The following is a 13,987-nucleotide window of genomic DNA, read 5'->3' as shown; positions in this document are numbered from 1 at the left end:
GTTATCCCTCCACACATAATGCATACAATGATTCTAAATAAATACTCGTTGCATTAAATAATTGTTTTTTAGTAATGTACTCATTTTTTTGGTGCATTAAATCTTCTGAATCGCTGAACATTGCGCCAAATGCAACGCCTTTATCTAAATTACGTGCATATGTGCCTCCACCAATCGTATAAGGCTCAGTTTCATCACCAGTTTGGTTTCTATAAGCTTGAACTAGCGTTTGTACGAATGGATCATCCTTTTCTACATAATGCGGGACTTGATTTTTCCCTAATTTCATTGAAAATCCTAATTGTTGAATTTCATTTTCAAATCTTGTCATAGCTTCTTCAAACTCAAAGCCTTCTGGATATCTCAAATTAATACCAAATTTACCACCGTCGTTATTATTATATGAAATAATACCAATATTTGTAGTAACATCGCCCATAATCTCAGTATGATATTTCATACCCATTTTTTCTCCAAAATGAGAATTAAACAAGTATCGCTCACTGAAATTAACAAAGTTAGCTGCAGATTGATCTAAATCGATTGTAGCTAAGAAATTCAATAAATATAATCCTGCATTCACACCTTTAGATGGATCCATACCATGGACTGCTTTACCTTGAACTTTAAGCACTAACACACCACTATCAACAGCACTTTCTCCTTCTAAATGATTTTCATAAAGAAATTGTTCAAAGTTTTGAATTACATCAGTCATATTTTCTTTCACTGCAACATTAGCCACCGCTTCATCTGGAACCATATTATAACGTTGACCTGAAGTGAATGAACGTAACTCGTATTCTGGTTCATCTTGTGCTTCATCTTTTTCATTTTGAGTCACATCGAATGTGCTAATTCCTTTTTCGCCATGAATGGCTGGGAATTCAGCATCCGGAGCAAAGCCAAGCGCAGGCATTTCCTCGGTTTTAAAATATCGATCTGTACATAGCCAATCAGATTCTTCGTCCGTTCCGATTATAATATGTATACGTTTTTTCCAATTGACGTTCATGTCATTCAGAATTTTCACTGCATAATACGCTGCTATTGTAGGTCCTTTATCATCAAGCGTACCTCGTGCTATAACTTTGTCATCAGTAATGACTGGTTCAAACGGATTAGATTCCCAACCGTCTCCAGCTGGCACAACATCTACGTGACATAGAATCCCAAATACATCTTCTCCAGAACCCGCTTCAATTCTGCCTGCAATGTGATCCACGTCATGTGTCCCGAAACCATCGCGTTCTGCAATTTTATACATATAATCTAGTGCTCTACGCGGACCTGGTCCGACTGGGTTATCTGATGACGCTTTACTGTCATCTCTCACACTTTCGATTGATAATAAACCTTTCAAATCTTCAATGATGAGATCTTCGTATTCTTGCACTTTTTCTTTCCACATTTGAGATCAACTTCTTTCTTAAGACTAATGTAATTAATATTTTACATGAAGTAATGAAGAAACTACAGTGAGATGGCACTATTATTTTAAAATTCCGACTGTTTCTTTTTGGCTGAAAACAGTGTGACCGCTATAATATAGTATTTTACAAATGCTGTATTAATCTCAAAAAGCCTAGTTCAACAATTGAACTAGGCTCTTACAATCCACTTATATGATAGAAATATTATTTATCTTCGTGTTTATTACTATTATTTTTTAATTCTTCTTCAGTAACTACGCGAAGGTTATTTGAAGGATCAGCTGCACCTTCGTCAGTGAATCTTGCTTCTTCAATATGTTCATCATCTTTTTTAGCTGAACCTTTGAAGTGTTCTCTTTGACTATTGATAAATCCTTTTGGATCTTCTTTTACTTTAGAAGCATAACCTTTTGGATCACCTTTTACTTCGTTAAAAGTTTCTCCTGCCTTAGAGCTGATTTGGCTTGCAATGTCTTTGGCATTTTGTTTATATGATTCAGGATTAGCCTTGTATTTATTATACTCACCTTTTAATTTATCTCTATTTTCTTTTTTAGAAAGAACAACTGCTGCAGCTGCTCCACCAATTCCTACCACTGCTTTTAAAATTTTTGACATAATAGCACCTCTTCTTTATTTTAATCCTAATTTTTTGAAATCTTCTTGGGTTAATTGACGATACTCGCCTGGCGCTAATGATTGATCCAGTTGTAAATCGCCAATACGCATACGTTTCAATGCTATCACTTCATTATCTATAGCATGAAACATACGCTTAACCTGATGATACCTTCCTTCGTAAATTGTGACAAGTGATCTTCTTTCTTCATCACATCGAACCAAATCAGCAGGCTTCACCAATCCTTCATCCAATGCTATACCCGATTTAAACAATTCTATATCATTTTTTGTAATTGTTTTTTCAGAAATTACTTCATATGTCTTAGAAACGTGCTTTGACGGGCTCATCAAGTCGTGATTAAATTGTCCATCATTAGTAATTAAAAGTAACCCTTCGGTATCTTTGTCTAGTCGCCCTACAGGGAAAACATCCAAGTATCTATATTCATCTACTAAATCAATAACTGTCTTATGTTTATCATCTTCTGTTGCTGACACATAGCCTTGTGGTTTATTTAGCATTAAATAAATTTTATCTATATATTGTACGATTTCTTCTTGAACTTTAACTTTGTCTACAGATGGATCAATATGTGCTTTGGGTGATTTTTCTTTGATTTCATTGACTGTAACTTCACCCTTTTTTAATAATTGCCTCACTTCTGTACGTGTACCTATTCCCATATTAGCTAAAAACTTGTCTAATCTCATGAAGCAATTCCTAACTTACGTCTGATTTTATTTGGAATATCACCTAAAAATTCATCGGCAAGTCTTGTCTTCATTGTCATACTTGCATAAACAAGCATTCCAATTGCAACACTAACAATTATAATTGTTAACGAACCAAATTTTGATTGCACGGGAATGAATATTTTAAGAACAAAGAATACTGCTTCAACGACAATCATCATGATAAGTCCATATAAGAATATCTTACTAAAGTGTAACCAAGTCTCACTAAAGTTGAATTTAGCATATTTTTTAAGAATAACAAAATTACATGATATAGCGAATAGTAAAGCTAAAGCTGTACTTAACACTGCACCTTGTGAATGGAAAGCAACAATAAGTGGTGTATTTAAAATAATTTTTATAACAACTGCTGCTAAAATAACGTAAACCGTTAATTTTTGTTTATCAATACCTTGTAACATAGATGCCGTTACACTTAACAAGGCAATCAATATCGCTACAGGTGCATAATAGAATAAGACATTACTTCCATCAACATTATAACTATAGAAAACTGTGTAAATCGGTAAAGAAAGTGCCATAATACCTAAACTTGCCGGCACAGTAATAAACATTAACACACCTAAAGATGTACGTATCTGTCTATGCATTTCTTGTATTTCACCAGCTGCATACGTTTTTGTAATAAACGGAATCAAACTTACTGCAAACCCAGCCGATAAAGAAGTTGGAATCATCACAATTTTATTAGTGGTCATATTTAATATTGTGAAGAAATAGTCATGCATGCGACTTGGTACACCTGCAATATCTAAAGCACCATTATGTGTAAATTGGTCGACTAAGTTAAATAGTGGGAAATTCAAACTAACAATAACAAATGGAATACTATAAGAAATAATTTCTTTATACATTTTTCCATAAGATACATCAATACCTGTTGTATCACTATCTACCATTTTCTGTATATTAGGTTTTCGTTTTCTCCAGTAATACCATAATGTAAATATCCCTGCTATTGCACCAATCGCTGCTGCAAACGTTGCAACACCATTAGCTGCTAAGATACTTCCATTAAAAACGTTAAGCACTATGTAACTACCTATTAGAATAAATAGGATACGTGCAATTTGCTCAATAACTTCTGACACTGCTGTAGGTCCCATCGATTTATAACCTTGGAATACACCACGCCATGTAGCAAGTAAAGGAATGAAAATAACAACCATACTTATAATTCTAATAATCCAAGTAATATTTTCTACTGACCAACCACCTTTAGCACCTGATTCATGCGCTAAAGTTATCGTTGCGATACTTGGAGCTAATAAATATAAAATAATAAAACCTATAAATCCTGTTACTGTCATTACCATAAAACTTGATTTATATAACTTTTCACTAACCTTATATGCACCTATAGCATTATACTTAGACACATATTTCGAGGCCGCTAATGGGACTCCAGCAGTCGCAATTGCAATTGCAATGTTATATGGGGTATATGCATAGTTGAAAGGCGCCAAATTTTCTTCTCCACCTATAATCGCGTAGAATGGAATAATATAAACCACACCCAATACTTTGGTAATTAGTATACTAAGCGTGATTAAAAAGGTTCCCCTCACTAATTCTTTACTTTCGCTCATTCAGATCTTCCTATCTCAAATTAATTTTTACACTCATAACTTCAATAATAACGTTATAACTACTTTTTTTCAAAACTATATTACTATAAAATAACACAAATGATTTCATATGTGTTAGCCATTGTGTAAAAAGACCGTTATATCAGAAGCTTTGGGGCTTTTAACATAAATGAATATTCCTAAGTGTTTGCCCTTTTAAACTTAATCTGCCCTTTTTCTGCCCTTTAGTTTATACTTTAGATAACTTATTAAAAAATGGAGGGATATTAATGGAGAAATTAGAAAACTATACTGATGAACAATTAATCGAGGACTTAAAAAGAATATCGGGGGATACAAAGGAAGCTATTGATAAAAAGGATTTCGATAAAGCTATGATGGTCAAAGAAGAAGTACATGGCAAATGGGGTTACTTAAATAAAGTCAGATTTAGTAATACAGGGTCACAAACATTCAAAACGTATCGTGACGCTTTACAAGAAGCAAGCGCAAAATCTAGAGGAAGATGGTATGAAAACACTCGAAACCCCGCTGCTAGTTATTTAAATAAACTAGACGAAATCCGTATTGAAATTGGACACCGTCTAACCTTCTTAGACAAATAGCGAATGCTTTTAGCCCACCATTTTAGGTGGGTTTATTTTTGTTCTATTTTCCTCTTTAGTCTTTTTAGGTTATCTCTGATTTCTATTTCTTTCAAACCATCTTCAATTAACTTACTAATTACCTCTCCTCTACTATCTATGCTTTGCTGTATGTTATTTATTTCTTTATTTAAATCATCAATTAACTGTTTCTTATCCATTATAACTAACCCCTTTATTTTATTTCCACAATATCCTTCAAATTAATCTTACTTAAACCAGTTCCTTCATATAAATAGAGTAACTGTGTGTGAACATCTACTTTGTGTATGTAACCTTCTATTGTTTGAATATAACCTTTTACAAAGTATCTAACTTCTATCGCTGGATCGTTGTACATTTTAAATATCAATGTATCGTTGAGTTCATTCAATTGATCGTCACTTAAAATAGGTTTATCTATTTTATTTTGGTCTTGCATATATTCCTTCAAACGCTCATGCTGTTCGGGTATTGTGGAAAAGGGTGCCCACTTAACGATTCCTCTACCTTCTGGAATACGTGGGTTTAAATATTCACGTGGTATATTACGATAATCGGATTCATATTTATATTCATCTGGTGCGTCTTGGTTAATAATCATTTTAATCACCTCATAAATATAATAGAACACTTGTTCGCATATAGCAACAAAAAATAGCCACCCTGAAGGGTGGCGTTGTTAAGAGGAGGTGATATGAATCACCTATCATTAGTCTAACATAAAAAAACAGGGCAAGTGCATGACGACACTTACCCTTAGTATGATAGCTATTTATATTGTAACATATTAACTAATATATCCCCACAATTGACCTACCCCATGATTAGGTGGTGCTACTTTATTCCACGTTCTAATAGGCATATAGTAGCGAGTGTTGTTCCAATCAAAGCCAATCCATACATGGCCGTCTTGTAAACAAACTTCATCATATGGAGTATATCCACTAGGTTGGAACCAATAACCGAAAATATTGTCGTTTAATTTTGGAGAACCAACACGTGTAGCAATTGCAGTGTTACCACATGTGAATGTAGCTGATTCTGGTTTGTACCATGTACCATGTTGGTTTTTCTTCCAACCAGTAGAACCTACATTATTTTGTTCTCCTTCTTCAGGTTTTGTACTTGGAATTGTAGGTCTATCTGGAACATCACTACTTGCAGGTGCACCAGCTTTTAATGATGGATCCTTGTAGTATTTTTTAATCTCTTTAATGAAGTAATCTTTCAATTGATTTTTAATATTAGTTGGTGCAGCACCTTGTCGAACCGGGTCGAAACCTGTATGAATTGCCATACTTCTGTGTGGACAAGCTGTTGGCACAAATTGATTATGCAACATTACTGTATCCCTATTAACTGGTAAGCCATAATAAAGCATGTCTGCTGCAGCCTTTTTAAATGTTGCCTGTTCATTTGCCATGAAATCTTTGTTACTAGCATTCATTGATTCATTAACTTCATAACCGATATAACTATTATTACCATTAGCATCAGCCACATGCCAAGCTACACTATACGTGTCTATCGCACGCCACACTGTGTTTCTATCAATATAGTAATGTGCTATACCTGCCTCATAACGTGCTACTGATGCATTGCGTAAGTTATTATAATCTTGCTTCGCTGTGGCATTACCTGCTGTATTGTGGATTACAACACCCTTAACACTACCACTACGGTTAGCCATTTTATAATTGATTGTGTGGTTAATCGTTTCAATTTTAGTTGACTTCTTACTTGCACCTTTATCTGCGTCTTCATAAGGTGGACGAATAATTCCTAAGAAATTGCTATAGTCATGGTCTTCAATAAATGCTGCCGGACTACCTTTAGTTAAACTTTCGTTGTACCAGTTTTGATCTATACTATTAAAGTATGTTCCGTTTGCTTCTGTAACTATTCCTGTATGTCCATATTTTCCACCGAATACGAATATATCACCCGGTTGTGGTATTTGATTCTTACCTTTAATAACTTGGAAACCTTTAGGCCATTTATAATTGATGAAGTCTTTTGCGTCTCCCTGTGGATGCACATCCCAATATTTTTTAGTGAATTCAATAATGAACGTTGCACACTGCGCACCGTATGGTTGTCCATCAGTAAGTCTATTACCGATATTTTTAACTGCCCATTTAACTCCATCTTGTTTCTTCATATATAAACCTCTCCTTATTTCATATTATTATCTTTAGTATTACCTGTACGTCTGTTGAAAGTTTCCCAAATGCCTGTAGCCATTAGCCCACTAATTAATCCAGCTAACAAACGACCGGCAATAGATAATTCGGTTACTATCTCTGGTATAAAGGCAGTAACACCTCCGACTGCTACACCTATTACCATTGAAATAATTGGTATGATATTTTTAGGTACAACACTCGCTTTCTTAATAACTTGTGTTAATGCAATTGTGATTACTGAAATTATTCCTGCAAATGCTATAATTTGTTCCATATCGTTATCTCCTTTTATATATAATAAAAAGCCGACTCAATGAGCCGACTATTTAAAAAATGTATTTGCCATCCATAAAACAAGTGGGCCAAGTACAACACCAGCTACACCAATCCAAGCGAGTAATACATCACGATTGCCTTTTGTTTCTGCTGCAAGTGTGCCTTGTAGTCCACGTATATCTTTATCATGTGTCCGTGTTTCATATTCTAATTCAGTAACACGTGTGCCCACTGTGGTTAAAGATTCACTGATATTTTCAAGATGTTTCTCTGATTTCTCTTGTGATTCAAATGCTTTTTCTTGTAACAAAGTTTGTCTATCAACCGTGTTTAACAGATGGTTGTAATTTTCTACATGCTTATTGTCCACTTCATTTATTCTTTCGTGAAACTTCCCTTTCGACTTCTCCCACTCGTGTCTGCGTACATAATCATCATTTGTCATACAACTTCAACCCACCTAAGAAACCAACAAATCCTAGCCATGCTGTTAAAACAACGAATTGCATAGGAGAAAGCCAGTTTATAGAATTATAAATAGCAGCAGATGCCATTAAGAAATGGATAATAGAGCTACCTGTACCACCCACTAACATAAAGTAATAAGTTGTATTGTTTACGGAACGTTTACCAAAGAATACACTTGCGATCATTAATGATGTACCGAATACAATAAGTAATATTCCCCACAACCAAATAGGCATTACGTTGTGTAACGCTTGGTAAAACTCCGATTCACTCAATACAGAATCTTGATTAATTGCCCAATAGAAACCACGTATATCGGTAAACACACCTAAACCAAATAATGATAGGGTTCCTAATTTATCCGATGTTCTAAATTCTCCGTTCCCCATTCATTCACCCACTTTCTATAAAATAAAACCACAAGCCTAAGCCTGTGGTTGTTCTTTATAATATTCTCCTGTAATTTCTGTATATTGGTCTCTAGTCAAAGCACCATATTTCGTATAAAAATGTATATCTTCAATTGTATAACAGTTTAAATCATAATAACGTTTGATTGTCTCATATCCCGGATATTTCATTATTTTAACCCCTCTTTCATTTTAAATAATTCTTTAGCTGTTTTTGCGTTTTCTTGTCTTGCTTCTTGTAACTCTAATTGAGTAGCAAAGAGTTGCATTTGAGATTTAGCCAAATCTTTTTCTAATCCTGAAGGTTTATAAGATACTGTGTCATTTTGATTTCCTTTCCATTCTTCGTATGCAACACCTATCCATTCGTTTGAATCTTCATCGAAATGAATAGGTTGATATAAATTATTAGGAGGCATTGAATCGGTATATTTTTCTTTATCATATTCGAAAATGCTTACACCACTTTTTTCATCGTAATTATCTTGAATTAACTTCGGTTCTCCATTTAGTTTATTATAAATCTGTTTATACATGTTTAGCCTCCTATAAAATTAATGTGCTACTAAAATCAATCGTGTTTGTTAAAATCCAATCTACTGGAGTTTGTACTTTTAACTCTCCATCATTTTCAATCCACATTTTTATATTACTAGGAAATGTGTTGATTATATAAGGGACGCCAATAGTTTCTATACTTGGTATTTTTCCAAAATTAACTTCACTACCAGCAGCAACATTCGATATACTACCCTTTATACTTAGTTGTTTCGTGTTGTTCATGGTAACTATTTTATAATTCACTGGATTAATGGAAGTAACATTATTTTTTAACATTACTTCTAACCAACCTGTATCTTCTGTTGCATTAGTTAACTCACGCCAGTTACGTTCAGCACCACCAGAATAGAATGTTTTAACAAACATTCTATTTTGATAAGAGTGTGTAGCGTATATGACCTTGCGACCGTTTTTAGATTTTGTTACCATAACTTCATAAAATCCCAAATCTTTTAAAGGGTCGTTTTTTAAACCGCTACCTTCATACATACCTACATCCAATGTATTTATATCTCTTCCATCTGGTAACGATATAACGGTACCATCACTATTTGTAAAGGTATATTTCTGCCGTTTTTCACTTTGTGTTTGTGTTACATAAGTAGCAGGGTTAATTTCTTCTTTGATATTTGCAATTTTTTGATTTAATTCTTCATCTACTTGTTCAAATTGAGTTTTATAACCTTCCCCAATTGCTTGTAAATTACTTTTTTCCGTATCGAATAAAGTTGTCATTTCTTCCAAAATATTGATTTTACTTGCATCTATCTGCGACAACGCAATATCTTTTTCTTCAATAACTTTAGTTACATAATCCTCTGAATTTGCAATCGCCTGTTCAATTGATTCTACTCGTTGACTTATTTCAGCCTCTAATTTATCAAACTTTCTGATATAAACAAGTTTTGTTTCAGCATCGAATGAATTAATTAAACTATCCTCAATATCAAAAGAGAACAACCGTTGTACAACAGTGTCCTCTTTTCCTTTTATACCTATATAAATTTGACCTGTAACTTTACCAGGTCTTTCAAGTATGTCATCTGGCAATGTATAAGTTAATATACCGTTCATCCCATCTTTTATTTTAACTTCGTCAGATATTTTGAATTTATTAGATGTTAGTACAATTGTTGCTTCGATATTATCAATACCTAATGGAATTGGGTCACTATTACGTGTGACAATAAAGTCCAATACGGAAGTGTTTATATCTTGATTGAAAAACCTAACATTCAAATCAGATATAGGCTGATATTGAGCTGTTGTTTCAAGTCTAATTTGTTTTACTTTACTAATACTCATGTGTTATCCCAATCCTTTCGTTTCTCGTCTGTAAATTTCACCGTTTATATCAACGTTCCAATAACCAATTTTAGCAGAATCTGTACCATTGATAGATACTTCACCGTAACCACCATTGTTGAATAAAACAGTGTTATTTGCATTGTCTATTCTAATAGCATAGGCTTTATCGTCTCCCCAAATCATGTTGCCTGAAATGTCGCCTGCATCTAATTCATATCCATATATGCCACCACGTCTTGTCCCGTCTACATTGTAATCATTTGTATTAGTAATCGTGTTATTTTTAACAAAGAAATTACGCATGTATTGTAAATAAAAACCATTTCTTCCTGTTACGTTAATAATATTGTCTGAAATGTAGATGTGTCTACACAATGCAGAGTAACCTGTATATGGTGATACTTGGTTAATTATTGCCTCTGTTTTAATATTGTTAATATAGTTACTGTTGATAACAATTGTGTGGCAACCTATGAGTCTTATACCTCTGTATGCGTAACCAATTGTATTTGTTTTGATATGAACACTTGCACATAGACTCAAAACTATAGCTTCACCCACATCGTTGTTATCTGATACGAAGAAGTTATTTGTAATGTTTATTTCAGTAATACGTGCAGTAATATCATTGTATTGATTACCATATGCTGTAATTCCTTTGGATTTGTAATCTTGGAAGGTATTACCTTCTATTGTGTATAACATACCTGTTTGTGGTTGACCACTAGGCACACCATTTACATCGTTAGCGCTAATATCATCACCGTCAACAGAAGATATACGAACACCTTCATTACATCTTAGGAACTCATTATTTAAAACTTTAACGTTGTTCCATTTGTATGGTCTAACGGCTATTTGTTTAATATCTTCAAATACACAGTTTTGTATTTTAAAATTCTTTTGCCATATATTGTGTCTGCTTAAATGATTACCGATTGCCACATTAAAACTATCTAATATGTCTGATTTTTTGAAAACACAATTGTCTATTACAACGTCACGTGTTGGTGTACCATCTTCATAACCTGCACCACCAATACTATCATTTGTATATTCGCTTAGTTGAACAGCCTCTTTATATTCTTTACCGTTTAAGTCAATATATCCTTCAAATATACAATCTCTAATTTTAATATTTCTCGAACCGTTAATGTCAGTTACATGGAAACTGATCGCATTTCTAAACTTAATGTTAGAAAGTGTCACATTATCATTGTGGCGCATTTGTATAAAATTCATTTCGGTAGTAGGGTATTTACTTAAATTTTCGTAGTTACTATCTAACGTACCACCTGTAATTTGAACGTTGTGGACACCTTCGTACCCGTAATAAGCATCATTTTTATGACCAATATCAAAAAAGCCACCACTCCATCCACGATAGAGAGTGACATTTTTTTCCATTTTTATTTCAGTGTTTGAGTAAACAGCTACCCTTGCGTCCATTAAGTAATCGCCATTTTTTATATGAAGTATGCCCCCTTTAGCATCTTTCAGACGATTCAAAGCGTGTTGCAACTTATTAGCAATACCTACTTCACCTGTTTTATCTGGTTCATATTCATCAAAATTAATCTCTATAAAACGGTTTTCAACTTCATTGATGCGGTTCGTCATGTTGTCATACTGTGCATTTAAACGCTCTGACAATATAGGGTATTCGTTTCCATCATTATCGACTCTAGCGTCTTTTACTTCTTTCAAACTGTCTTTGTCCGAACCTAATACTAGATTTCTAATTCTACTCATTTGATAAATTAACATCTTATCTACTGTAGTGTTCCCATGAGAAACTTGTTTACTGTCGTGTTTTACCTCATCATCTTGTTGGTGTTTTTTTAAAAGTTTGTATAATTCATTAACACCAACCTCTAACTTTTTGAAGTTGCTTATATCTTCACTTCTATATGTTTGGTCTAATTGATTACTCATGTTCGTTTGTAAACGTATCAATGTTAACCCTCCTCAACTTTAACAGTGCCTAATTCCCCGCCATTATCTACAGTTAGCATGAACTTTTGACCTTCGGGAGAACGCAATATAATAGCATCTGTTTCATTTTTTTGTATTTCTTCTTGTATTTTTTCTTCAATACCAATGACACCTTCCGCATGTGTTTGAATAAATTCAGTTTCTCCGTCGTTAGGATTAACCCAACTACGTATCTGTATTTCTTTAGTCATTGATTAACACACTCCCTACGATTGGTCCTTCTACATATCCAGTAGCAGGAGAATAAATATTGTTTATAGCGCCTTTCTTAATTGCGTTATCAACATTCTTTATCTGATTAGTTATTTTATTTTGAATTTTTATGATATCGTCATTGTTGTTACTAAATGATATTTCGTCTGGTTCTGTGTTAAGAGGGTGCTTACGATTGAAAGAAACAACTTTTAATTCTGTATCGTACTCCAGTGGTTCATGAATAAACCAAATAGCATCGTTTTCGTCTATTTGTTCTTTGTCTATATAATTGATTTCTAAACCTATTTTAGGTTGATCGTTCAATTCACTTTTTAATCTTTTAACCAGTTCAGTTTTATCTGTTATATTATCGTCGAACACATCAGGCGCTTGTCTGTGACCGAACACATTGTAATTAGGTGATTTATATTCACCTAGTGTATGGTAAACTTCCGACCCTTTAAGAACAGCTGTTAAATTCAAAACATTAGATTTCTCTGTACCTACATACATCACAGGTTCTGTTTTATACTCTTTAACATTGGGGTCTGCACCTCTGAAAATTGCTTTGAATGTGTGGTTACCCTTACTTAAATTTTTAGCTATTATTATTTGTTCAGAACGTGCAGTGTGACTATAACAACTGTATCTGCCTAGTAAATCGCCATCAATATAAACATCTAGCAAACCACCACGTGATAACTTTTTAAGTGTCCATGTAAGTGTTTCGTTACCCCATTTACAGTTAAATGTTTTTTGATAACTCGCACCCACTATCTGCGTTCGCCATGTTCCTTCTTTAAAAAAAGCCCCGTTAAACTCCAAGTTAGGAGGTTTAACAGGACTATAGTTCTTAGTTTCTGTTTTGTTTTTCTTTTTACCATAACCCTTGATATAAGTTTTCATATCTTTTGTATCGATGGTCGCTTTAACTTCATCATTGTTATATCGATATCTAACAACTTTTTCAGATGCATTATAAAAAGTATTGTGGTCGTAGAAAGTTATTTTTTTGTTGTCTGCAAAGTAAATATAACCAAATATTTCAGCGCCTTCTACAATATGCTCAATACCGTTTTTACCACCTAATTCGCTAATGGGTAACGACTGATTAAAATTACCTTTAATTGAATAGGAATAATCTAATTTGTTATCTTTAAATGCAAATTTCAGAAATTGGTCAAGCGTCATCAATAACTCGACTTCTTCGTCCGAGCCTTCTTCGTTCAATTCTTCATCTGTAATATCCTTACTCACAAAATGATTTTGAAATTCGTACATGATATGAAAAGCTGTTATTTCTTTTGTATGAACAAACCCATCATAATTAGCGTCAGAATCTTTTATGACATACCTTTGACCTTGATAATCAATATAAGATTCGTTTTGTAACATATTGAATACATCTTCATTCTTAGTTGTTTTATAAGCTGTGAATGATATCTGTCTACTATTGTTACGTTCATATTCATATACAAAAGTATCATAGGCAAAATCGAGTAGTAACTCTGACATCTTGTTATTAAAATCGGTAACTATAATATCATAATCTTCCAATTTATC

General features: G+C 33.5%; 17 protein-coding genes. 1 reads left to right on the top strand and 16 read right to left on the bottom strand.

The window, feature by feature from the left end:
- Position 1: 1 nt before the first annotated feature.
- From pepV to QMO72_RS05775, 4 genes are all read right to left on the bottom strand, one after another.
- Positions 2-1,411, bottom strand: coding sequence for a dipeptidase PepV (gene pepV / locus QMO72_RS05790; RefSeq protein ID WP_103267437.1), 1,410 nt, complete (start codon positions 1,409-1,411; stop codon positions 2-4).
- Between the two features lie 226 nt (positions 1,412-1,637).
- Positions 1,638-2,051 carry a YtxH domain-containing protein gene (locus tag QMO72_RS05785; protein WP_046836740.1) on the bottom strand — a complete coding sequence of 138 codons (414 nt, stop codon included), beginning with the start codon at positions 2,049-2,051 and terminating at the stop codon, positions 1,638-1,640.
- A 15-nt stretch (positions 2,052-2,066) separates the two neighbouring features.
- Positions 2,067-2,765: a pseudouridine synthase gene (locus QMO72_RS05780; protein ID WP_103267436.1), complete on the bottom strand. Its 699-nt coding sequence runs from the start codon at positions 2,763-2,765 to the stop codon at positions 2,067-2,069.
- Positions 2,762-4,399, bottom strand: a complete 1,638-nt coding sequence (locus QMO72_RS05775; protein WP_069823794.1) for a putative polysaccharide biosynthesis protein — start codon at positions 4,397-4,399, stop codon at positions 2,762-2,764. Before QMO72_RS05775 ends, QMO72_RS05780 begins: the two co-directional genes overlap by 4 nt.
- Before the next feature lie 269 nt (positions 4,400-4,668).
- Between QMO72_RS05775 and QMO72_RS05770 the strand changes: the two genes are divergently transcribed.
- A complete protein-coding gene (locus tag QMO72_RS05770; RefSeq protein ID WP_103266705.1) occupies positions 4,669-5,004 on the top strand; it encodes a hypothetical protein in 336 nt (111 codons plus the stop codon).
- A gap of 32 nt (positions 5,005-5,036) precedes the next feature.
- Here the strand turns inward: QMO72_RS05770 and QMO72_RS05765 are convergent, their stop codons facing one another.
- From QMO72_RS05765 to QMO72_RS05710, 12 genes are all read right to left on the bottom strand, one after another.
- Positions 5,037-5,204: a hypothetical protein gene (locus tag QMO72_RS05765; RefSeq protein ID WP_286093255.1), complete on the bottom strand. Its 168-nt coding sequence runs from the start codon at positions 5,202-5,204 to the stop codon at positions 5,037-5,039.
- Positions 5,205-5,218: 14 nt separating this feature from the next.
- Entirely contained in the window at positions 5,219-5,626 is a 408-nt protein-coding gene (locus QMO72_RS05760; protein WP_103266704.1) for a YolD-like family protein, read from the bottom strand.
- 186 nt (positions 5,627-5,812) lie between these two features.
- Positions 5,813-7,186 carry an SH3 domain-containing protein gene (locus QMO72_RS05755; protein ID WP_103266702.1) on the bottom strand — a complete coding sequence of 458 codons (1,374 nt, stop codon included), beginning with the start codon at positions 7,184-7,186 and terminating at the stop codon, positions 5,813-5,815.
- Positions 7,187-7,200: 14 nt separating this feature from the next.
- Positions 7,201-7,485 carry a holin gene (locus QMO72_RS05750; RefSeq protein ID WP_069827449.1) on the bottom strand — a complete coding sequence of 95 codons (285 nt, stop codon included), beginning with the start codon at positions 7,483-7,485 and terminating at the stop codon, positions 7,201-7,203.
- A 48-nt stretch (positions 7,486-7,533) separates the two neighbouring features.
- Positions 7,534-7,932 (bottom strand): hypothetical protein, encoded by a 399-nt coding sequence (locus QMO72_RS05745; protein WP_103266701.1) that lies wholly within the window; start codon positions 7,930-7,932, stop codon positions 7,534-7,536.
- Positions 7,922-8,344: a hypothetical protein gene (locus QMO72_RS05740; protein WP_103266700.1), complete on the bottom strand. Its 423-nt coding sequence runs from the start codon at positions 8,342-8,344 to the stop codon at positions 7,922-7,924. Before QMO72_RS05740 ends, QMO72_RS05745 begins: the two co-directional genes overlap by 11 nt.
- A gap of 36 nt (positions 8,345-8,380) precedes the next feature.
- A complete protein-coding gene (locus QMO72_RS05735) occupies positions 8,381-8,536 on the bottom strand; it encodes an XkdX family protein (RefSeq protein ID WP_103266698.1) in 156 nt (51 codons plus the stop codon).
- A complete protein-coding gene (locus QMO72_RS05730) occupies positions 8,536-8,901 on the bottom strand; it encodes a hypothetical protein (RefSeq protein WP_103266697.1) in 366 nt (121 codons plus the stop codon). The genes QMO72_RS05735 and QMO72_RS05730 overlap by 1 nt, the downstream gene beginning before the upstream one ends.
- Positions 8,902-8,911: 10 nt before the next feature.
- A complete protein-coding gene (locus QMO72_RS05725; RefSeq protein WP_103266696.1) occupies positions 8,912-10,231 on the bottom strand; it encodes a BppU family phage baseplate upper protein in 1,320 nt (439 codons plus the stop codon).
- A gap of 3 nt (positions 10,232-10,234) precedes the next feature.
- On the bottom strand, positions 10,235-12,190 hold the full coding sequence (locus QMO72_RS05720) for a glycoside hydrolase family protein (RefSeq protein ID WP_103266694.1): 1,956 nt from the start codon (positions 12,188-12,190) through the stop codon (positions 10,235-10,237).
- Positions 12,191-12,192: 2 nt separating this feature from the next.
- Positions 12,193-12,420 (bottom strand): hypothetical protein, encoded by a 228-nt coding sequence (locus tag QMO72_RS05715; protein WP_103266693.1) that lies wholly within the window; start codon positions 12,418-12,420, stop codon positions 12,193-12,195.
- On the bottom strand, positions 12,413-13,981 hold the full coding sequence (locus tag QMO72_RS05710) for a phage tail protein (RefSeq protein ID WP_286093254.1): 1,569 nt from the start codon (positions 13,979-13,981) through the stop codon (positions 12,413-12,415). The genes QMO72_RS05715 and QMO72_RS05710 overlap by 8 nt, the downstream gene beginning before the upstream one ends.
- Positions 13,982-13,987: the final 6 nt, after the last annotated feature.

Origin of the sequence: Staphylococcus casei (genome assembly GCF_030294405.1) — a bacterium.
GTDB classification, from domain to species: domain Bacteria; phylum Bacillota; class Bacilli; order Staphylococcales; family Staphylococcaceae; genus Staphylococcus; species Staphylococcus succinus.
Note: the sequence above shows the minus strand (reverse complement) of the source record. Positions and strands in the feature narration are given on the sequence as shown.